Annotated in this window: 21 protein-coding genes and 1 pseudogene; 8 read left to right on the top strand and 14 right to left on the bottom strand. The window is 50.3% G+C overall.

The annotated features are described in order from the left end of the window. The first annotated feature begins 7 nt into the window (after positions 1 to 7). From MON37_RS04180 to MON37_RS04145, 8 genes are all read left to right on the top strand, one after another. The gene (locus tag MON37_RS04180; RefSeq protein ID WP_242883771.1) at positions 8 to 604 is read left to right on the top strand and encodes a hypothetical protein; all 597 of its coding nucleotides are present in this window, start codon (positions 8 to 10) and stop codon (positions 602 to 604) included. Further along, a complete protein-coding gene (locus MON37_RS04175) occupies positions 499 to 1,086 on the top strand; it encodes a hypothetical protein (RefSeq protein WP_242883770.1) in 588 nt (195 codons plus the stop codon). The genes MON37_RS04180 and MON37_RS04175 overlap by 106 nt, the downstream gene beginning before the upstream one ends. A 154-nt stretch (positions 1,087 to 1,240) precedes the next feature. Beyond that, complete coding sequence (locus tag MON37_RS04170) at positions 1,241 to 2,530, top strand: ferredoxin reductase family protein (protein WP_039405251.1); 1,290 nt, start codon at positions 1,241 to 1,243, stop codon at positions 2,528 to 2,530. A 308-nt stretch (positions 2,531 to 2,838) separates the two neighbouring features. Then, positions 2,839 to 3,285 (top strand): tetratricopeptide repeat protein, encoded by a 447-nt coding sequence (locus MON37_RS04165; RefSeq protein WP_039405254.1) that lies wholly within the window; start codon positions 2,839 to 2,841, stop codon positions 3,283 to 3,285. A 32-nt stretch (positions 3,286 to 3,317) separates the two neighbouring features. After that, positions 3,318 to 4,298 carry a carboxylesterase family protein gene (locus tag MON37_RS04160; RefSeq protein WP_039405256.1) on the top strand — a complete coding sequence of 327 codons (981 nt, stop codon included), beginning with the start codon at positions 3,318 to 3,320 and terminating at the stop codon, positions 4,296 to 4,298. A gap of 156 nt (positions 4,299 to 4,454) precedes the next feature. After that, positions 4,455 to 5,318 (top strand): SDR family oxidoreductase, encoded by an 864-nt coding sequence (locus MON37_RS04155; RefSeq protein WP_039405258.1) that lies wholly within the window; start codon positions 4,455 to 4,457, stop codon positions 5,316 to 5,318. Next, on the top strand, positions 5,305 to 6,159 hold the full coding sequence (locus tag MON37_RS04150) for an ABC transporter ATP-binding protein (RefSeq protein ID WP_082013582.1): 855 nt from the start codon (positions 5,305 to 5,307) through the stop codon (positions 6,157 to 6,159). The genes MON37_RS04155 and MON37_RS04150 overlap by 14 nt, the downstream gene beginning before the upstream one ends. 313 nt (positions 6,160 to 6,472) lie before the next feature. Further along, complete coding sequence (locus tag MON37_RS04145) at positions 6,473 to 7,792, top strand: MFS transporter (protein ID WP_039405263.1); 1,320 nt, start codon at positions 6,473 to 6,475, stop codon at positions 7,790 to 7,792. A 232-nt stretch (positions 7,793 to 8,024) separates the two neighbouring features. On the opposite strand, the gene copM is transcribed toward MON37_RS04145, so the two are convergent. From copM to MON37_RS04075, 14 genes and pseudogenes are all read right to left on the bottom strand, one after another. Then, on the bottom strand, positions 8,025 to 8,420 hold the full coding sequence (gene copM, locus MON37_RS04140; RefSeq protein WP_039405266.1) for a CopM family metallochaperone: 396 nt from the start codon (positions 8,418 to 8,420) through the stop codon (positions 8,025 to 8,027). Positions 8,421 to 8,991: 571 nt separating this feature from the next. Next, positions 8,992 to 9,627 carry a HEPN domain-containing protein gene (locus MON37_RS04135; protein WP_039405269.1) on the bottom strand — a complete coding sequence of 212 codons (636 nt, stop codon included), beginning with the start codon at positions 9,625 to 9,627 and terminating at the stop codon, positions 8,992 to 8,994. A gap of 45 nt (positions 9,628 to 9,672) precedes the next feature. Next, positions 9,673 to 11,697, bottom strand: a complete 2,025-nt coding sequence (uvrB, locus tag MON37_RS04130) for an excinuclease ABC subunit UvrB (RefSeq protein WP_039405272.1) — start codon at positions 11,695 to 11,697, stop codon at positions 9,673 to 9,675. 90 nt (positions 11,698 to 11,787) lie between these two features. Then, entirely contained in the window at positions 11,788 to 12,120 is a 333-nt protein-coding gene (trxA, locus tag MON37_RS04125; RefSeq protein ID WP_009312060.1) for a thioredoxin TrxA, read from the bottom strand. A 150-nt stretch (positions 12,121 to 12,270) separates the two neighbouring features. After that, entirely contained in the window at positions 12,271 to 13,818 is a 1,548-nt protein-coding gene (locus tag MON37_RS04120) for an ABC transporter ATP-binding protein (protein WP_039405274.1), read from the bottom strand. A gap of 192 nt (positions 13,819 to 14,010) precedes the next feature. Continuing rightward, entirely contained in the window at positions 14,011 to 15,552 is a 1,542-nt protein-coding gene (locus tag MON37_RS04115; RefSeq protein ID WP_039405276.1) for a fatty acid--CoA ligase, read from the bottom strand. A 109-nt stretch (positions 15,553 to 15,661) separates the two neighbouring features. Continuing rightward, positions 15,662 to 16,708, bottom strand: coding sequence for an ABC transporter permease (locus MON37_RS04110; RefSeq protein ID WP_039405278.1), 1,047 nt, complete (start codon positions 16,706 to 16,708; stop codon positions 15,662 to 15,664). Positions 16,709 to 16,735: 27 nt separating this feature from the next. After that, positions 16,736 to 17,788: an ABC transporter permease subunit gene (locus MON37_RS04105; protein ID WP_016687013.1), complete on the bottom strand. Its 1,053-nt coding sequence runs from the start codon at positions 17,786 to 17,788 to the stop codon at positions 16,736 to 16,738. A gap of 90 nt (positions 17,789 to 17,878) precedes the next feature. Beyond that, complete coding sequence (locus tag MON37_RS04100) at positions 17,879 to 18,529, bottom strand: phospholipase D-like domain-containing protein (protein ID WP_039405280.1); 651 nt, start codon at positions 18,527 to 18,529, stop codon at positions 17,879 to 17,881. Between the two features lie 146 nt (positions 18,530 to 18,675). Next, the gene (locus MON37_RS04095) at positions 18,676 to 19,059 is read right to left on the bottom strand and encodes a hypothetical protein (RefSeq protein WP_039405281.1); all 384 of its coding nucleotides are present in this window, start codon (positions 19,057 to 19,059) and stop codon (positions 18,676 to 18,678) included. Positions 19,060 to 19,063: 4 nt separating this feature from the next. Continuing rightward, positions 19,064 to 19,240, bottom strand: a pseudogene (locus tag MON37_RS04090) (deaminase domain-containing protein); the annotation flags it as partial. After that, a complete protein-coding gene (locus tag MON37_RS04085) occupies positions 19,210 to 19,404 on the bottom strand; it encodes a phospholipase D-like domain-containing protein (RefSeq protein ID WP_003757858.1) in 195 nt (64 codons plus the stop codon). The pseudogene MON37_RS04090 and the gene MON37_RS04085, both read right to left, overlap by 31 nt. 162 nt (positions 19,405 to 19,566) lie before the next feature. Next, positions 19,567 to 20,637: a hypothetical protein gene (locus tag MON37_RS04080; protein WP_039405284.1), complete on the bottom strand. Its 1,071-nt coding sequence runs from the start codon at positions 20,635 to 20,637 to the stop codon at positions 19,567 to 19,569. Between the two features lie 30 nt (positions 20,638 to 20,667). After that, complete coding sequence (locus MON37_RS04075) at positions 20,668 to 21,498, bottom strand: hypothetical protein (protein WP_039405286.1); 831 nt, start codon at positions 21,496 to 21,498, stop codon at positions 20,668 to 20,670. Positions 21,499 to 21,719 lie beyond the last annotated feature (221 nt).

Genomic DNA, 21,719 nt, shown 5'->3' with positions numbered 1-21,719 from the left:
ACACCCCATGCACTACCAATCGCTAACCGCCGCGCTGGAACAATACAGCGGCAACCTGACCCATAATCCCACCTCCCCAAACAGACTCGCCCTGCATATCGACCGTCAAACGCAAGGTCGTCTGAAACTCCACACGCCTGACGGTATCAGCCTCAGCCTGACTTACAACGATGAACCCATGTTCTGGTCGTTCTTCAGCCACGATTTATACGACGTTTACCTCATCCGCAGCTACGCCGAAAGCTGGCAGGCATACCAACCCGTCGGGCACATCGGCAGCCGCGTAAACGAACACATCGCCCGCCAACCCGCCGCAAAGCAAGGCCTGTTTTGGAACAAATATTTCATCGAACAACTCGCCACCCACAACGCAGGGCTGCTCGGCATCGGCGAATGGCACTTCGACTACCGCCCCGCCCAACCCCTGCCGCCGCAATGGGGCGAATGCTGGCACGACACCGCCTTAGGGCAGCCCGAAACCGACGAAAACTACGCCCAATGGCTGTTTTCAGGCAGCCGTTTCGACGTACTGGACAACAATTTTTATACCCAAGCCGAACGCTTCATCGCACTGAAACCCACTACGCCGAAGACAGTCGTCTGAAATATTGGCGCAAACACGCACAGCAAAACCAACTGCCGCCCGTCTTGGTGTACGAACTTCCCGCCCTGTCCGACCGCTGGCTGATTTTAGACGGACACCTGCGCCTCGCCGCCGCGCTTACCGAAGGGCAACTGCCGCCCCTGATTACCATCCAAGCTACCACCGCCCGAAACAGCCCGCAAACCGTCGCCGAACACGAAACCGCAAAAACCGCCGCCCTGTCGCAATACGAAAAAATCGCCCGACAAACCGACCACAATCCCCAAGCCTTAAACGCCGTCAGCCAGCACATCGTCCAAGCTTTCGATACCCGCCCCTACCTGCTGCACACCACCCGCGCCGCCGCCGACATCGCCCCGAAAACCTGGCTGCAACAATTGCAAACCTACGCCGCACAACACGGTTTCGCCGAAGAATTTGAACGCGTTTGGACAACGGAATCATGGCCAATGAAACGGGTTGCTGCTTTTCAGGTCGTCTGAAAAGGTCAGGTTGTTTTAAACTTTTCAGACGACCTCAACAGGTAAACCCTTCCCACCCTGACCCACACCAATAATTTCCATCTAATTTTCCCCACATACAATCCCCACAAACAGCGCAGACCGCTTCATATTCCCATCCGTAAGGACCACTACCATGAAAAACATTAAATTTACCCTAGCCATATTTTTCGGCGGCATATTCGCTTTATGGCTGCTTGCTACATCATTTCCAGACCAGTGGGGCGTATTTCCGGTACGCAACCTATTGCTGCAACTAACTGGCACCATCAGCATACTGGCCATGAGTGGCTGTCTGATACTTGCCGTGCGTCCCAAAATGCTGGAAACGCCGCTCGGCGGGCTGGACAAAATGTACCGCCTGCACAAATGGCTCGGCATCATTGCCCTTTCAGGCAGCATCCTACATTGGACCTGCAAACAATTCCCCAAATGGCTTATCGAACTTGGTCTGATTGACGGAAAACGTCCGCCACGCCCGCCGATGCAGGAAATATTGACGTTAAAAGATTGGCTGGCTACCCAACGCCACTTTGCCGAAGAAGTTGGCGAAATTGCTTTTTATGTCGCCATCGTCCTGCTTGTCGCCGCCCTCATCAAACGTATACCCTACCGCTGGTTTGCCAAACTCCACATACTTATCGTCCCCGTTTATCTCGCGCTCGTGTGGCACACCATCGTACTGGCAAATTTTGCCTATTGGTCGCAACCGCTGGGATGGCTGCTCATCGCAGCCTTACTTGCAGGCATCGCCTGCTCGCTGATTGCCCTGTTCAAGCGCATCGGCAATCCGCAAAACGCCACCGTATCCGCCCTAAATCAAAACGGCAATCTGCTCTCCCTGACCCTGAACACCCCGAAATGGCAAGGACACCGCGCAGGACAATTCCTCTTTTTACGCGCACACGGAGAAAGCCACCCCTTTACCATCGCCTCCGACTGGCAGCCTGATAACCAACAGCTCACGCTCGTGATCAAAGACTTGGGCGACTACACCCGCCGCCTGCCGCAGCGCCTGAATATCGGCGACACCGTGCAAATCGACGGCGCATACGGACGATTCGACTTTTCCGATGGACAAGCGCAAATCTGGGTCAGCAACGGTATCGGTTTTACCCCATTTCTCGCACGACTCAATGAACTGGCCAAACAGCCCGCCACCCAGCCAATAGACTGGTTTCATGCCGATAGAAACCTACCTGCCGAAACGCTCGCCCACTGGCAAAATTTAGCACAACAAGCCAATGTCAATTTCCACTATATCCCCTCCGAAACCCAAAGGCTCACCGCCGAACATATCGGGCAGACTGTCCGCGACAGTGCAAACCGCAGCCTATGGCTTTGTGGCAACCGCAATTTCACTCGCAGCATCTCAGGCAGCCTAAAAACGCGGTCGCAACATTTGGAGTTGTTTGAATTCCGCTAAACGGTCGTAGATGCAAGGCAGCTTGAAAGCACAACCTTAACTGAGTCCAAACAAAAGCAGTCCGCACCTTCAAAATGAAGTTGCGGACTGCTTTTTTACTTTTCAGACGACCTTTACAGCCAATCTGACGGTGACTTAGACAATTTCGCCTCCCAAACAAGTAGGCTGGGTTGATAAACCCAACGTTTTAGAAAAATTAAACGGTTTTGTTGGATCTCGACGCAATTTACGCCTGTTGCACCCCGCCGCTTGCTGTAACCGCATGATATTCCTAAAATCCCCATTTCCCTCACTTTAAGGAAACACCCATGAAATCCAAACTATCCGCGCTTGCCGCTACCGCCCTTCTGGCCGCCTGTTCTGCCGTTCCGCATCATAACGAGCAGGCGAAAGCCCTGCTGGACGAAGGCATCGTCCTGTATCAAAAACAGGATTACCGACACGCCAAGCCCTACTTTGAGCAGGCGCAGCAGGCGGGGCATATGAAAGCGCCGCGTTATCTGGGACTGATGTATCTGAACGGCGAAGGCGTCGCCAAAAATGCACAAACCGCTTTCGCCTACTTCACGCAGGCTGCCGCAGCGGGCGACATCACGGGGCAATACTGGCTGGGCTATTGCTACGAAAACGGTATCGGCACGGCAAAAGACATGACCCAGGCCGTGCGCTGGTATCAGAAATCCGTCGCACGTGGCGACCATGTTTCCCAGCCTGCCATTGACGCGCTGAACCGCTTGGGCGTGAAAGCAAATTAACTGTTTCCCTCAACCTTTTAAGGAGTAATCTCATGAAAAAAACCGCCACCGTCATCGCCGCCGGCCTGCTGCTGGCAGCCTGCACCGCCACGCAAAACACCGCTGAAAACAGCCCCGCCGCCCAAAGCACACAAAATCCCGCTTGGGACAAACAGTATGGCGGAGCGGACAAAGCCTACGACAGCCGCCTGCTCGCCCTGCGCGAGCAAATCGCCCCGCGTTTTGAAGTGCTGACCTTCAAAGACCCGCAAACGGGTAAAGAAATGCAGTACAACCTCTACACGCCGAAAAACCTCGAACCCGGCCGCAAATACTCGCTGGTGATGTTCATCGCTGATGCCAGCACCGCAGGCAAAGGCGTGAAAGCCCCGCTGATGCAGGGCTACGGCGGCATTATTTGGGCTACCGACGAAGCGCAGGCGAAACACCCCGCGTTCGTCCTCGTGCCGTCCTACACCGAAACGGCGGTAAACGACCAATGGCAAACCACGAACGAAGTCGGCATGACCCTGCGCCTTGTCAGAAGCCTGATGGCTGAAAAACCGATTGACCCCGACCGTGTTTACACCACGGGCCAATCCATGGGTGGCATGATTTCCTTTTATCTCAACAGCATTGAGCCGAATCTTTTTGCCGCTTCCATGTTCGTCGGCAGCCAATGGGACATCAACGTGTTGAAACCGTTAACGCGGGCGAAATTCATCTACACCGTTTCTGCCGGAGACCCTAAGGCATCGGCAGGCATGGCGCAAGTCGGCGAAATGCTGCGACAAAACAAAGTCGCCTACGCCGAAACCGAGTTTTCCGCCAAACTGCCGCAGTCCGAACAAAACGCAAAAGTCCAACAAATACTTGCCCAAGGCAGACGCATCAACTTCATCCGCTTCACGCCGAATACAGTAATTCCCGCAAACACCGCCAACAAAGGCGCGGAGCATATGTATTCGTTTGATTATGCCTACCTGCTCGAACCCGCCCGTGACTGGCTGATGCAGCAGAAACGGGAGAAATGAGTTCTGTGATTCGAAGGTCGTCTGAAAAATCTTCATATCGGTTTTCAGACGACCTTTACTACTTCTAAAAGGTCGTCTGAAAACCCGTCTACCCTAAAGCCTCTTTTTCAGCTACCCTTCCCCTATTATTTCTCTCCACTTCCCAAGGAGTTCCCCATGAACATCGCCATCACCGGCGCCAGCGGCAACATCGGCGGCATGGTCGCCCGTCATCTGAACACACGCGGACTGCCGCTGATTCTGCCGCTGCGCAACCCCACCAAAGCGCCCGCCCTGCCGAACTGCGAAGCGCGGCGGTTTGCCTATGACGATTTGGAGCTTGCCAAGCAGGCGTTAAACGGGGTGGACGTGCTGTTTATGGTGTCCGCTGCCGAGAGCCCGACGCGCGAACAAGAGCATTTGACTTTGGTGCAGGCTGCTTCGGAAGCGGGCGTGCAACATATGGTTTATCTCTCTTTTGCACAGGCGGCGTTGGACAGCACCTTCACGCTGGCGCGCACCCATGCGGTTACCGAAAATGCGATCCGGCAAACAAATATGCGTTACACCTTTCTGCGCGACAATTTTTACAGCGAGATGATGGCAACGATTGTCAACGCAGACGGCATCATCGCGGGCCCTGCCGACGATGGGCGCGTTGCCTGCGTTTCGCAGCGCGATGTTGCCCAAGCGGCGGCAAACGTCATCGCCGACATCGCATGCGGCAACCACCGCCACGATAATCAAACCTACACGCTGACAGGTTCCCAATCATTAAGTTTTACTGAAATAGCCGCCGTCCTAACCAAAATCACCGGTAAACCGCACCGCTACCACAATGAAACCATGGAAGAAGCCTTTGCCAGCCGCAAAGCCGCGTACCCTGATACGCCCGACTGGCAGATTGAAGCATGGGTTTCCACCTACACCGCCATTGCCAAAGGCGAACTTGCCACCGCTTCAGACGACCTGCCGAAATTATTGGAACATGAGCCGCGCCGTTTTGTCGAAGTTGCAAAGGATATTTATGATGCAGCCTGAACATACCCCGCTGATCGAATTCAAAAACGTCAGCAAACGCTACGACAACCACACCGCTGTGAACGAACTGAATCTGACCATTTATCAAGGCGAGTTTTTCGTGTTGGTGGGCGGTTCGGGCAGCGGCAAATCGACCACGCTGCGCATGATTAACGCGCTGACCGAGCCGACCGACGGCGATGTTTATTTCAACGGCAGGCGTATCAAAGATTACGACATCCGCGGGCTGCGCCACCGCATCGGCTATGTGCTGCAACAAATCGCCCTGTTCCCGACCATGACCGTTCGGCAAAACATCGAGCTGATGCCCGATATTTTGGGCTGGGACAAACCGAAGCGCACATCGCGCGTGAACGAACTGCTCGAGCTGGTCGGTATGCCGCCCGAAACCTACCTAAACCGCTATCCGCACGAACTCTCCGGCGGCGAACAGCAACGCATCGGCATCCTGCGCGCCATCGCCGCCAAACCCGACATCTTGTTGATGGACGAACCCTTTTCCGCCCTCGACCCGCTCGCCCGTGCTTCCCTTCAAGAAACCGTGTCGTTGATTCACAAAAAACTCGGCACCACCATCGTTTTCGTTACCCACGACATGAACGAAGCCGCCAAACTCGCCTGCCGCATCGGCGTGATGCACCAAGGCAGGCTGGTGCAGGTCGATACGCCGCAGGATATTCAAAACCATCCGGCGGATGATTATGTGCGCTCCCTGTTTGGCACGGCGCAGCCGGAAAACACCACCTCCGCCGAGGAAGTCATCAATCTTTACCGCCGTTTGGACGCGGACGGCAAAGCGCGGGTAAGGGAGCATTGTGCACAAAACGGTATGGATGTTTAGAAAAGGCCGTCTGAAAATTTTCAGACGGCCTCAAACGTTTTCAGTACACGCTCAAGCACCGGGTCTGCTTTCCGGTAACACCCAATTTCGCAAAAACTCTAATGTAAGACCAAATCAAAAGCATCCATGCCGTCATTCCCGCTCAGACAGGAATCCACTTTTGAATTTCGGCAACCGTTTTTCAAACATCTGTTGTTCAAAGTTTTCGACGGTTTTCCGCCTGCGCGGGAATGACGGCCGCCGGCAAATACCGTATCAAAAATCAAGCGAATCTGCTATATATACTTCCTCAAAACCCCAAAGGAGAATCAAGATGGACATTCTTTCCCGCCTGCAAGCATTGCCGCCGGGCAGGTTCCACTACAAATTATTGGTATTGGTCGGCATCGGCTGGCTGTTTGACGCAATGGATACCGGCATCGTGTCGTTTATATTGCCCGCATTGGGCAAAGAATGGGGTTTGCAGCCGGCGCAACTGGGCTGGATAGTCAGCATCGCCTTTATCGGCATGGCACTGGGGGCGGTAGCGAGCGGCTGGCTGGCAGACCGCTTCGGCAGGAAAACCGTATTTGCCGCGACCATGGCAGTGTACAGCACGGCGACAGGCCTATGCGCCTTTGCACCTGACATTGCAACACTACTTACCTGCCGCTTCTTTGTCGGCGTAGGACTGGGCGGACAGCTCCCTGTCGCGGTGTCATTGGTCAGCGAATACGCCCCGCCGAAAGTACGCGGTCGGTTCATCGTGTTGCTGGAAAGTTTTTGGGGCTTGGGCTGGCTTGCCGCCGCACTCGCTTCCTATTTCTTTATCCCAAAATTCGGCTGGCACAGCGCGTTTTTAATCGGCGCGTTGCCGATTGTGTATATCCCTCTGGTGTTGAAATTCATCCCTGAATCCGTACCCTACCTCCTCTCGCAAGGCAAAACCGACGAGGCGCACCGGCTGGTCAGCCGCTTGGAAGAGGAAGCGGGGATTACGCCCGCCACAACAGCCGTAGCACCGCCGCAACAGGAAAAACAGCGCATCCGTTTTATGCAACTATGGCAACAGCCTTTCGCACGACGCACGCTGATGCTTTGGCTGGTTTGGTTCGGCATCGTCTTTTCCTATTACGGCATTTTTACTTGGCTGCCGAAACTCTTGGTCGAACAAGGCAATACGGTGGTCAAAACCTTTGAATATGTGCTGGTGATGATAGTCGCGCAACTGCCCGGCTACATCGCGGCGGCGGCATTGGTGGAAAAAATCGGGCGTAAAGCGACTTTGGCGGGCTTTCTCGCCGCCTGCGCCGTCTGCGCGTGGTTTTTCGGGCAAAGCAGCAGCGCCGCCGAAGTCATGGCGTGGGGCAGCCTGATGTCGTTCTTCAACCTCGGCGCATGGGGCGTTTTATACACCTACACACCCGAACTCTACCCTCTCCGCTTCCGTGCCTTCGCCTCCGGCTGGGCAGGCGCAATCGGACGGGCGGGCGGCATTCTTGCACCGATGGCGGTTGCCGCGATGATTGGCGGCAGCGGCGGATTCGGCAATATATTCATGATGTTCGCCGGCGTGATGATGCTGATTGTATTGGTAATTTTGGCTTTAGGCGAAGAAACGAAAGGCAGGACGCTGGAGGAAATTAGCTCTTAAATAACTGTATCGACAGCCTAAAATCAGCAAAAGGTCGTCTGAAAACGCCAAATCAGTTTTCAGACGACCTTTATGCTAGAGGTTTTCGGACGACGTTTGAGGCCGTCTGAAAGTTTGAAACAATGGTTTGAACGACAAAGAACGCGTGCGTGCGTACCGCACACACCCTACACCTTGGTTTTAAAGTTTGTGCCATCCTCAGGTGGGGTGTGTGGCGCAGCCACGAACGCGGTTAGCGGGGATGCAGGCTACGGCTTGCTTTTTTGTTGTGTGCTTTAAGCCATTTTTGCATTTGTTCAATTTCCGCTTGTTGTGCGTTAATAATATCCTCAGCAAGCTTACGCATTTCAGGATCCTTTCCGTATTTTAATTCAACTTCCGCCATTTTTACTGCGCCAATATGGTGTGGCAACATACCTGCTGCAAAAGCAACATCAGGATCTTTATATTGCGCAGCTGCCATCATGTCTTGATTCATTTGATCCATGCCTTGCATTAATTCTTGTTGCATTGCAGAATCTGTCGACATTGGCATATTCATGTGTGCTTGATGCGGTTGTTCATTAGCTTGGGCATAATTTGAAATTGCAATAGCGCTAAGTGTGATAAAAGTCATAAGTTTTTTCATGTTTTTCGCCTATGTGATAACTGAAGGAGCACAAATCATAAACTTTGACCTAAGGTTAAAGTCAATATTTATTCCGAAAATTTTTGGTGAGGTGCTAAAATAAGAGAATATTTGATATGAGGGACAGCAAAATGTAGGTTGGGTTGCAAACCCAACATGTTGTGAAATTTAACGGTTTTGTTGGGTCTTGACCCAACCTACGCTTGCTGAAATGAAACAAAGGTCGTCTGAAAACAGATTCACGGTTTTCAGACGACCTTTTTATTATGTGCCACTTGAGCAAAATGTAGGTTGGGTTGCAAACCCAACATTTTGTGAAATTTAACAGTTTTGTTGGGTCTTGACCCAACCTACGCTTGCTGCCCGCAGGTAAAGTATGTGGCGCAGCCACGCACGCGGTTGGTAGGGATGCAGGCTACGGCTTGCTGCACTTTGGAGATGTTTCAAAGTGCAGGCTGCTTTTTTAGGATATAGGGTGGGCATTTATGCTTACGCAGATGCAGGCTGCCTCAAGCAAAGAACACGTGGGCAACAAGTGTCCACCCTACGCTTGCTACATACCTTACACGGGCTACGCTTGCTTTTGCATTTCGCAAAATAACGCCTGAATTACCTTATCTACTTCTGTTATATACTTCTCAACATCCTTAGGTTTAATTGTTTTTGTACTATGGTTTCCACTTCCTCCAATATTATTATTTTTATCTGCATGATGGACAATAGAATGTCTTCTTTGAAAAAAACCTTCTAATATTTGAGCTTCTGAGTCAGAAATATTCACAAAAATTTCTAAATCTGTTATTTCTTTTTTTAGTTGACCAACATTATTAATTGTGAATTTTGAATCTATATATTGTTTGACAGAGTCTTGGATTATCTCCCTAATTGTTGTGTCAGGTTCAAAATTAAGTAATTCCCCTAAATAAAATTTATCAGATCTATCTTTTTTTTTCTCTGACCATAACGGCACTCTATCATTAATAAATTTAGCATCTTTCGTGGGCCATATAATAATTGCTAAACCCCGCATTACTTCTTCTAGAGATGCATGCAAAAATACAACTGAAGAACGTAATATATCTGTATGTAAAACAGACTTTCTCCCCTTTTTCTTTTCTGTTCCTAGATTTTTATAAATCTGAATTAGTGATTCTACTCTCTCTTTATTTTTTTGATATGTACTAACAACTTCATCAAAATTGGACATAACTGAAACCTCAATAATTACTATATAAAATCAAAAGCATAAATTTTACGCCCCAAACAACAACCCTTCCTTAATCCCCCGAATTCTATCACGAAGAACAGCCGCTTCTTCAAACTGCAAATCCCTAGCCGCTTGCTGCATGGCTTTTTCCAGTTTGGCGATTTCTTTAATCGCGTCTTCTTCGTTGTGGATTTCTCCGACTTTGACCTTGTTTTTGCCTTTCAGACGACCTTTGCCGCCGTCTTCTTCATGGTACACGCCGTCGATGATGTCTTTGACCTGTTTTTTAATCTGCTGCGGTATGATGCCGTGTTCTTCGTTGAATTTAATCTGTTTTTCGCGGCGGCGTTCGGTTTCGTCGATGGCGGCTTTCATGGAGTCGGTGATTTTGTCGGCGTACAAAATCGCAACGCCGTTCACGTTGCGCGCGGCGCGGCCTATGGTTTGAATCAGGCTGCGGTGGGAGCGCAGGAAGCCTTCTTTGTCGGCGTCGAGGATGGCGACGAGGGAGACTTCGGGGATGTCCAAGCCTTCACGCAAGAGGTTGATGCCGACGAGTACGTCAAACAGTCCGAGCCGCAAATCTCTAATGATTTCAACGCGCTCTACGGTGTCGATATCGCTGTGTAAGTAGCGCACTTTGATGCCGAGTTCGCTGTAATAGTCGGTGAGTTGCTCCGCCATGCGTTTAGTGAGGGTGGTAACGAGTACGCGTTCGCCTTTTTGGATGCGGTCGTTGATTTCGCTCATTAAGTCGTCGACTTGGGTGGCGACGGGGCGGATGATGATTTTGGGGTCGACCAGCCCTGTGGGGCGGACGACTTGTTCGACCACTTGTCCGGCGTGTTCTTCTTCGTATTTGGCGGGGGTGGCGGAAACGAAGACGGTTTGCGGCATGACTTTTTCAAATTCGTGGAATTTGAGTGGGCGGTTGTCGCGGGCGGAAGGCAGGCGGAAGCCGTAGTCCACGAGGTTTTGCTTGCGCGAGGCGTCGCCTTTGTACATGCCGCCGATTTGGGTGACGGTAACGTGGCTTTCGTCGATGAACATGATGGCGTTGTCGGGCAGGTAGTCCATCAGTGTGGGCGGCGGTTCGCCTTCTTTTTTGCCGGAGAAGTGGCGGGAGTAGTTTTCGATGCCTTTGCAGAAGCCCATTTCGTAGAGCATTTCGAGGTCGAAGCGGGTGCGCTGTTCGATGCGTTGTTGTTCGACGGGTCGTTGTTCGCGGGCGAAAAATTCGATGCGTTCGCGCAATTCTTCTTTGATGGACTCGCAGGCGCGCAAGACGGTGTCTCGCGGGGTAACGTAGTGGCTGGACGGGAAGACGGTGTAGCGGCCGACGCGCTGGTGCAGGCTGCCTGAAAGTGGGTCGAACATATCGAGGCGGTCGATTTCGTCGTCGAACAGGCTGATGCGCAAGGCGTTTTCGGAGCTTTCGGCGGGGTACACGTCAATCACGTCGCCGCGCACGCGGAAGCTGCCGCGTTTAAAGTCCAAATCGCCGCGTTCGTACTGCATGGAAGCGAGCGTGGCGATGATGTCGCGCTGCTCGATGGTGTCGCCTTCTTTGACGGACAACACCATTTGTTGATACTCGGTCGGGTCGCCGATACCGTAAATGGCGGACACGGTGGCGACGATAATCACGTCGTCGCGCGTCATCAGGTTTTTGGTGGCGGAAAGGCGCATTTGCTCGATGTGTTCGTTAATCGCGCTGTCTTTTTCGATGAACAAATCGCGGCTGGGCACATAGGCTTCGGGCTGGTAATAGTCGTAGTAGGAGACGAAATATTCCACCGCGTTTTCAGGGAAAAACTCGCGCATTTCGGCATAAAGCTGGGCGGCAAGGGTTTTGTTGTGCGCCATGATGATGGCGGGGCGGCCGCTTTGGGCGATGACGTTGGCCATGGTGTAGGTTTTGCCCGAACCGGTTACGCCGAGCAGGGTTTGATAGGCCAGGCCGTCTGAAAGCCCTTCGAGCAGGCCGGCAATGGCAGTGGGCTGGTCGCCAGCGGGTGGGAAGGGTTGGTGGAGTTTGAAGGGGGAATTTGGGTATTGGATGACTTCCATATTGCCGCCTGTTTTTGGTTCGGGGAAATGGAGAATTATAGCAAAAAGGTCGTCTGAAAATTTTCAGACGACCTTTTGCGTTGTTGAAACTTAAGCCAAAGAAGCGTTTACAAATGCAGTCAATTGACCTTTTGCCAAAGCGCCGACTTTGGTGGCGACGTTTTCGCCGTTTTTGAACACCATCAGCGTCGGGATACCGCGTACGCCGAATTTAGCAGGGGTGGCTTCGTTTTCGTCGATGTTGAGTTTGACGACTTTCAGACGACCTTCAAATTCGGCGGCGATGTCGTCCAAAATCGGAGCGATCATTTTGCAAGGGCCGCACCAAGGTGCCCAGAAGTCGAGCAATACGGGAACGTCGGATTTCAAAACGTCTTGTTCGAAATTTGCATCGGTGGTGTGGATAATCAGTTCGCTGCTCATGAGTTTTTCCTTTTTGTGTCAAATTGAATCAGATGTTGTGCAGGATAGGGCTTGGGGCTGAAAATTTCAAGTGTCGCAAAAGTGTAATAGCTTTTTTGTAAGGTTGCCATCGGGATTGGCTAATGTTTTTCAGACGACCTATCCGACAGTTCAGCCTGCCCTAAAGCTCATCAGATGGCGCGTGTAATCGCTGGAAGGGTTGGCAAATACGGTTTCGCAGCCGCCCTCTTCGACGATTTTGCCGTCTTTCAGCACCATCACGCGGTGCGACAGGGCGCGGATGACGGCGAGGTCGTGGCTGATGATGATGAGGCTGAGACCGTGTTTTTTCTGCAAATCGGCGAGCAGCTCCAGAATCTGTTGCTGCCATTGTACGTCGAGCGCGCTGGTCGGTTCGTCCAAAACGAGGATTTTCGGGCGGACGATGATGGCGCGGGCAATGGCGAGCCGCTGGCGTTGTCCGCCGGAAAAGGCGTGTGGATAGCGTTCGAGCGCGTCTTCGGGCAGTCCGACCTGCCGCAATACGTCTTGCACGCGCTGCCGCATTTCTGCGCGGGACAAATCGGGTTCGTGGACGCGCAAGGCTTCGGAAACGATGTTAAAGACGTTCATGCGCGGGTTGAATGCGCCGAACGGGTCTTGGAACACCATTTGGATGTCGCGTCTCGATTCGCGCGTCCAAGCTTCACCGTTGATTTTCAGACGGCCTTCCGCATCGATAAGGTGCATCACGGCTTTTGCCAGCGTGGTTTTACCGCAGCCGCTTTCTCCGATGATGCCCAGCGTTTCGCCCGCTTTCAAATCGAAGGAAACCGGCTCCAGCAGGGTTTTGCTGCGTTTTTTGAACCAGCCTGCCGTTTCTTTGACGGCGACGGAAAGCTGCTCCGCCTGCAAGACGGTGGCGGGGTTGTCCGCCAAAGGTACGACCTTGCGCGCGGCGCCGGCGTTCAACAGCATTTGCGTGTATTCGTGTTGCGGACGGGCGAACACTTCCGCCGCTGCGCCCGTTTCGACAATGCGTCCGCCGCGCATCACGGCGACGTCGTCCGCAAAGCGGCAGACAAGGTTCAGGTCGTGGGTGATGTAGAGCATGGTCATGTTGTGCGCCTGCTGCAAGCGCGCCAACAAATCGAGAATCTGCGCCTGCACGGCGACATCCAAGGCGGTGGTCGGTTCGTCGGCAATCAAGAGCTTGGGTTCGGCGGCAACCGCCATCGCAATCATCGCCCGCTGCCGCTGTCCGCCAGAAAGCTGGAAGGGATAGGCAAAGGCTTTCTGCTCAGGCTCGCGGATGCCGGTTTCCGCCAAGAGTTCGACCGCCCTCGCCCATGCCTGTTTTTTGTCCAAACCCAGATGCAGGGTCAGCACTTCGGCAATCTGCGCGCCGACGCGCATCACGGGGTTAAGCGCGGTCATCGGTTCTTGGAACACCATGCCGATTTCCCGCCCGCGCAGCTTTTGCAGGGCACGTTCGGATTGGGTCAGCAAATCGTTGCCGTCAAATTTCAGACGACCGTCAAACGACACCAGCGGATTCAGCCGCATAATGCCCTGCGCCAACACAGTTTTACCGCTGCCGCTCTCACCGACCAATGCCAGTTTCCTGCCGGTCTGTACGCTCAGGCTGACATTGTGCAGGACTTGCTTGCCGGGGAAAAAGGCGTTTAGGTTTTCAATTTCAAGGATGGGTTTTGTCATGGTATCGAGGTCGTCTGAAAACGGAAAACGGGTGGAATCAAATCGGCAATACCCGCCGCACGGGCAGAAATCTTTACGAAGCAGTAAGCCATATCTGATGATGAACAAAAATCGCGCCCAACAAACATCTGCTTTCTGCTTTTCAGACGACCTCTGATTCAAACCCGCAAACCGAGGTCGTCTGAACGCTTATTATTTCTGAAACTGCTCTTTCAACACCCGTTTCAACACTTTGCCCGTGGCGTTTTTCGGCAGTTCGTCTTTAAAGTAAATCTGTTTGGGGATTTTGAAATTCGCCAAATGTCCGCGCAAATGGGCGCGCACGTCGGCTTCGTCCAACGTTTCGCCGTCTTTGAGTTGGATAAAGGCAATGATTTCTTCGTCGGCATATTGGTCTTTCACACCGATGACGGCTGCGGCTTCGACGGCGTCAAGTTTGTAAATCGCCTCTTCGATTTCGCGCGGATAAACGTTTTGCCCTTTGGAAATAATCAGGTCTTTTTTGCGGTCGACGATAAAGATAAAGCCGTCTTCGTCTATCGTGACAAAATCGCCTGTTTTCAGCCAGCCGTTGACGATGGCTTCGTCCGTGGCATCGCGCATATTCAGGTAGCCCTGCATGACCGAACCGCCTTTGACGATGAGTTCGCCCACTTCGCCCGTCGGTACTTCGACCAATTCGTCGTTGACGGCTTTGACTTCCAATCCGGGCAAGGCGATGCCGACGCTGCGGGCTTTTTGCCTTTCGGGCGTGTTGACGGCGACGACGGGCGAGCATTCGCTCAAGCCGTAGCCTTCCAAAAGCTTGGCACGCGGGAACTTCGCTTTAAAGTCGAGGATGGTTTGTTCCGCCAAAGGCGCGCCGCCGCTGATAAACAGACGGACGAGGTTGAACCATCTGAAATACCAAGGGATTTTCGCCTTGCTCATGGCGGTGTAAATCGCGGGCACGCCTAAAAACACGGTCGCGCGTTTGAATAAAACCTGTTTCAAAACATTGGAGAACGGGAAAACGGATTTCACCAAAATAATCGAACACGCCATATAAATCGGCAGCAACACCATGGCCGTCAGCGTAAAGCTGTGGAACATCGGCAGGAACACGACGAAGCGGTCGCGTTTGGTAATCTTAAAGATGCGCTCGATGCCCTCAAGGTTGGAGAACAGGTTGCCATAGCTGATCAATGCGCCTTTTGGGTGGCCTGTCGTGCCGGAAGTGTAAATAATATGCGCCAAATCATCGATTTTCGGCTGGTGGCTCAAATCGGGCGTACCCGAAAAACGGCGCGCTTCTTCAAAACGCACATCGGCTTCGTCCGCTGCTTTCGCTTCTCCTATCCAAATGATTTTCTCGACGCGGGTCTGTTTTTTCAGCCCCTTCAATTCTTTCTGCAAACCTGCCGAAGCAAACATAAACCGCGCTTTACAGTCGTTCAAAATATACGCGTATTCGTTGTTTTTCAAAAACGTATTCATCGGTACGGCAACCGCGCCGATGGCGGAGACGGCAAAATAGGCGCTGATAAACTCCGGCGAATTGGATACCGCCAAAGCCACTTTGTCGCCGAATTTGACGCCCATATTTTGCAGATATGCGGCTACGGCATCGACTTCCTGCTTGAGTGCATGGTAAGTGGTTTTTTCTTTATCATTGAACACCGCAGTCCCTTTGCCGTTTTTACGGCAGGCAGCGGTCAGCATTTCGTAGAAGTTTGTATTGTGTGTTTGGTTCATTGAAATTCTTTAAAAATGAAGTGAGTAAAATATTATAGAGGTCGTCTGAAACTTCTAAAGGCACGGGTTGCCCATCAATGGGCGCTCCCTCAGAATTTCCGTGCTTATACTATCCCCTAGCGCGCACGTCAAACGCCTGCCGCAAGCCCTCGCCTATCATCACCAGCAAAAGCAGCATAACCGTCAGCGTACCGACGGTGGACAAGCCTATCCACCAAGCGTCTAAGTTGTCCTTGCCCTGCGCCAAGAGTTCGCCCAAACTCGCCTGCGACGCGGGAACGCCCAAACCGAGGAAATCCAAGCTGGTCAGCGCAAGCACCGCGCCGGAGATACGAAAAGGCAGAAACGCCAATACGGGCGTCAGGCTGTTGGGCAGGATGTGCCGCCACATAATCGCGCGGTTGCCCACGCCCATCGAACGCGCCGCCAAAACGTAATCTGCCTGACGGTTTTTCAAAAACTCGGCGCGGACGTAGTCGGACAGCCCCATCCAACCAAACAGCGACAGCAACGCCAGCAAAATCAACAAACTGGGATTAAAAAACGAAGACAGGATAATCAAGAGGTAAAGCTCCGGCATCCCGCCCCAGATTTCGATAAAACGCTGCATCAAAAGGTCGGTCTTGCCGCCGAAATAACCCTGCACCGCGCCGGTGATCACGCCGATTACGGTCGTTACCAAAGTCAGCGCAAGGGCGAACAACAGGGAATCGCGGAATCCGTAAACCAAACGCGCCAAGACATCACGACCGCGGTCGTCCGTGCCGAGCAAGTGCCTTTCGGACGGACTTGCAGGGTCAGGCTGCGTGTCGAAATCATTGAGCGTATCGGCGTCGTAGGGATTGGGCAGATAAACGGCGTAATTACCGTTTGACGTGATGTTGCCGCGTATCAGCGGATCGAGGTAATCGGCAGGCGTGTCGAAATCGCCGCCGAACACGGTTTCGTTGTATTCGTTTACCAGCGGAAAATAATATTCGCCCTGATAACGTATCCACAAGGGCTTGTCGTTGCTCCACAAAGGCGCAAGCAGCGCGACGGCGAACAAAACGGCTAAAACCCGCAACGCGAACCAGCCGCGTTTGTGTTGTTTGAATGCCTGCCAAGTGGGGTTTGAGGTGTGTGTTTTCATGGTTTGGAAAGGTTTATCAGTCATGATTCAGAAACATATTTTTCAGACGACCTATTTCTGTCCGCCGAAATGAATGCGCGGATCGACCCACGAATAAGAAATATCCGACACCAATTTCGCCAGCAAACCCATCAGCGTGAACACATACAGCGTCCCCATCACCACCGGATAATCGCGCTTCATCACCGCCTCGTAGGAAAGCAGCCCCAGCCCGTCGAGCGAGAACAAGGTTTCAATCAGCAGGCTGCCGGTGAAAAACGCGCCGATAAAGGCGGCGGGAAAGCCGGTAATCAGCGGAATCATCGCGTTGCGGAAAACGTGTTTCCACAAAATTTGCTTTTCCGGCAAACCCTTGGCGCGGGCGGTATAGACATATTGGCGGCGGATTTCTTCAAGAAACACGTTTTTCGTCAACACCGTCGTTACCGCCAGACTGCCCGCCACCGAAGCCGTAATCGGCAGCGCCATGTGCCACAGATAATCCTTGATTTTGCCTGCCCACGACAGCGTGTCGAAATCATCGCCGACCAAACCGCCCTGCGGGAACCACGCAAAAAAGCTGCCGCCGCCGAACAACACCAGCAGCACCAAACCCAACACAAACGGCGGTATGGTATAACCGACCAGCACCACCATCCCCGTTACCGCATCAAAACGGCTGCCGTCGCGCACCGCCTTGGCAATGCCCAACGGGATACAAATCAGATAAGTCAGGAAAAACGTCCACAAGCCCAAACTCATCGACACCGGCATTTTCTGTTTGACCAGCTCGAACACGGTTTCATGATGGAAAAAACTCTTGCCCAAATCAAAACGGGCAAACCGCCACACCATATCCGCAAACCGCGTCAGCGGCGGCTTGTCGAAACCGTACAGCGCATTCAACGCCGCCAAATCTTCCGGACTGATGCGGTTGCCGTTTTTCATGATATTGCCCGCCGTCGCATTCGCCGTCTCGCCGCTGACCGCACCATGCGTCAACTGCTGCACCATCTGCTCCACCGGCCCGCCCGGCACGAATTGGATAACGGCAAAAGTAATCGCCAAAATCCCCAACAGCGTGGGGATTAAGAGTAATAGGCGGTGGAGGATGTAACGGTACATGCTTGGGTATTCCTCTATTTGGGTTTGAAGGTCGTCTGAAAAGTACGGATTGCTTTCAGACGACCTATACTTTGAATACTTGTAAAAAATTTAACTGATAAGCCAGCTAATAAACCTATCCAGCAAATCTTTCTGATTATTGCCAGCCGCTTCGACCATTTCCAATGTCAAACTATCCGGCCACACAATAAAATATCCGTAACGTCCTTTTTTGATAAGTGCACCGGCTTTCTTACCTGTATCTGTCAAACGGTAGAACTTACCGTCTATTTCCTGCAAACCTGCATGACACAGTTTCGCATTGCATTCTTCCGTCGTTACTCCCCATTTTTCTGCCAGCTTAGCGACAGTCAATGTATCGTATTTTTTAGCAATTTCTGCATTTTGACTTTTCTGCGCCACTTGCTCTTTTTCTACGACGTCAACTGAAATCTTAACTTCATCGCTAATACGGATAATACGCTGCGCTTCGCTATAAGCATCTTGATAGACTTCCCCATCTTCACTACGCTTCAGCAAGATACCCATTTCATTATTATTTACTTGGCTGAATTCATATAAATTCAGGCTTGTAATAATGCAAGCATCTTCGCTGACGTAACATTTTGCATGAAGATTCGGACAATAGCTTGTACGAACATAATTTAAATTTTTCAACCAAGCTGCCTCTGATGGCTGCAATTCACTTTTACCATACTGAAAAATTGTGAGCTTTTCAGACGGCATTGAGCCGTAAATCATGGAATGCGTGTGTGCTGGAGCACACACCTTACGCATGGATTTTAGGTTTCATGCAGGCTACAGCTTGCTGCTGCGGCGGTATAAAAGTATTTTTAGTGATTTACCGTTTTTGGTATTTTTGCCCGACGGGGTTAAAAATACAGTTGCTACTCTTGCTGCATGATATTGGCAAGATTTAATTTAAATGTTTGTTGAATCTTGTTTACATCCTTAGCAAAAATATGATAGTCACTCGAAGAATAGATAGATTTTATTCTATCCAAATTAGTTTGTTGATAACATTTTTTCATTTCCGCGATGAAAAAATTATCTTTTCCTCTTTCATTGAGACAGTTATTTTCTAACAGATAGATTGCCCATGCTGTAAAAATAAATGTACTATCTTCCGGATATTCAGATAAATAAATTTCGAATTCAATTATAGAATATTCAGCTGCTTCAATTAATGTTATATCTAAATCTCTGACAAATTTTTCCGTTATATTTTTAAATAATTTCTTGAATTCTATATAATTTTTTATTTTTCCCATGATTCTATTTTCCTGTAAAAATATTTAATTGAATATTTGGATAGCGATTTCTAAACTCTAAAATAACATTGCTGCAAGATTGACAGGCCTTTAATTCTGTAAATAGATCAATTCTACCTGATACATTACGATTATTTCCGAGTTGCTGTGCTATAGTTTCAAGTAATTTATATTCTCCATTACAATCCGCACATCGATTTTCATGCGGTCTTTGTCTTCTAAAAGCTCTTTTACCCTATCGTTTAATTTTAGATAAGGGCTAATCAAATAAAGCCGTTCCTGTGCATTTTTAATTAACTCCTCCAAGTAATACGTTGTACCGCTGGTATTTAAAAATTTTGCCATTTTCTTCTTTCCTGCAATGTTTATTTAATTTATTCGTGGGCAAAGCCCACGCTACACAATCGCTTTATATTATTCTGACAGTTGAAACAATAGACTTCACTATCGCTTAGGTCGTCTGAAAAACAAAATATTTAGTTTCAGACGACTTATTCAAGTATTTATTTAAGACAGACTGATTCCTCGGGAGCGTTCCTGCTGCACCATTTCCTGCTGTTGTACTGAAGCCAGTTCGGCCTGACGGACTTCTTCTCTGTATGCCGCCACTCCCTTCTCATATATTTCACTGCTGCTCGGATTCTCTGCCAACAACTGTTTGGCAAACGAACCGTCTGTATCGTTCAGCAATCCGTTAACGATATGCTTAAATCTTTCTTCCGCAGATTGGGAGCGGTTTGATTCCGCAACTTCGATACTGTTTTTCCCCGTATCCTGACTGTCCATTCCTGCGTAAATTCCTTGCTCTAAAGAGGTGCTCATTGCCAGCCACTCCTTTTGTTCGACAGCGTCTTGGGCATCTGCAAACGTTTTGGAAAGCGAACGCCATTGTGCCGCATGTTTCAGCCAGCCTAACGCCCGCTTTTGGTCTTCCACGTCAACGCGATGGAAACCCTCCGCATATCCATAAACAGGCAGGGAATAAGGCGTAACTGCCTGCGGTCTGGGAAAATACTTGCCGTTTTTATCGACTTCGATCATACCGTCGGCAAAATCGGCAACGGTCAGGTATAACACAGCACTTGCCGCCACCGCATCCGGCCCGTCTCCCTGAGTCTTGGCAAGATCCTGCCATACTCTTTCCTGCGTCGCTTTACCGTGTCCGTATTTACCCAGCAGGCGCATAGGCTCTTCAAGTGTCCAGTTCTTCAAGCTCAATTTGTGCTTAATGAACGCTTTTTCGTGGAAATCGCGGATTTTTTCAAATTTAACATCGGTATCGGTTTGACCCGTTTTGCTCATTTGAACTGTTAATGCATCAAGATACCCCTTAGCCATATCGACACGGATTTCATTCAGCTTACTTTCACTTAATTTCCGTCCCGAGGTTTCCTCCATAAACAGAATGGCGGCTTCGCCCGTTACGGTATCGCCTTTGGCAACGCCTTTTGCCCAACCCGCATAGTCGTAGCCTTTGGACAAAAGTTCTTCGTAAACACGGATAGCACCTTGTACGCCTTGTGTTTTAATCATATTCTGATAGCGCTCAATATCGTTTAATCTAATGGTTGCAGGCATTTTCAATTCCTTTCTTTTCTATTGTAAAAGTTAAAGTTTACGTTCTGGATGCTTGGCATTATCCTTAAATTCTTCCAATATTTTTTTGGACTGACTTTCGATTTTCCTCCAGTCTTTCAAATAAAACCTGCTGTATGAGGCATCAAATGTGATATACGGATTATTGCCTGACAGAAAATTGTGGCTGCATGGAGGATTAATCGATTCATTTTTGTTGTTATCGAAACAGGAAATATAAGTTGTTACGTTCCCATTCTTATCCCTACCTATAAAAAGCGTATCAGTTGTTTTTGTATTGGTGTTGGGTTCAAGTTGTTTATATACCTCCAATCCGTATAGTTTTTCACCCGTAGACTTAAAACTATATTCTGGAAGAGTAGGTTTATACCTTAAATCCCTCTCCAGTTTCTTGGTCAAAAAGTCCAATGACCAAGGCGTTTTATCCGCATGATAGCTGAACTCCACCCAAGGGTTTTCCGGATAATCCATGGCATCATAATAATCAAATCCCGTCTGATTTCGCAAATCGAAAATCTCGTCCGTTTTCAGGTTCCATATAACTAAAAATCCGGTCAGAGGCGATTCTAAGGTTCGAGGCGGCGGATCATAGGTTTCCCATTCCTTCGACAAACCACTCGGCGTGTCTTCGTAACTGACAACGGGACCGGGTGTAATGTATGACGAAAAACGGATAGGGATTCCCCCAAAATTGCCGACCGTATCATGATGCGGATAGGGATAACGACTCTCTTTTTGATCAAATACAGCCTGTGCATCGTTTTTTTGTGGCGGATTGCAAGCGATTAAAAACGGCAACAGGCAGAAGGCGGCATATAATTTTTTTACGGTAAAATACTTCATCAACTATTCCTTATTATCTGCTGTAAAAATTAAAGTTTACGTTCAGGGTGCTTGGCATTATCCTTAAATTCCTCCAATATTTCTTTAGATTTACATTCGATTTTTCTCAAATCTCTATGTTGTATAAAGTATCCACAAAAAATTTCTCATTAATTAATCCTAAAATGAATTTTTAAAAACAAAGTCGTCTGAAAATACTAAGAAACCCAATATATCGTAAT

Origin of the sequence: Morococcus cerebrosus (assembly GCF_022749515.1) — a bacterium.
Taxonomy (GTDB): domain Bacteria; phylum Pseudomonadota; class Gammaproteobacteria; order Burkholderiales; family Neisseriaceae; genus Neisseria; species Neisseria cerebrosa.
This window is presented reverse-complemented; position numbering and strand designations above follow the sequence as displayed.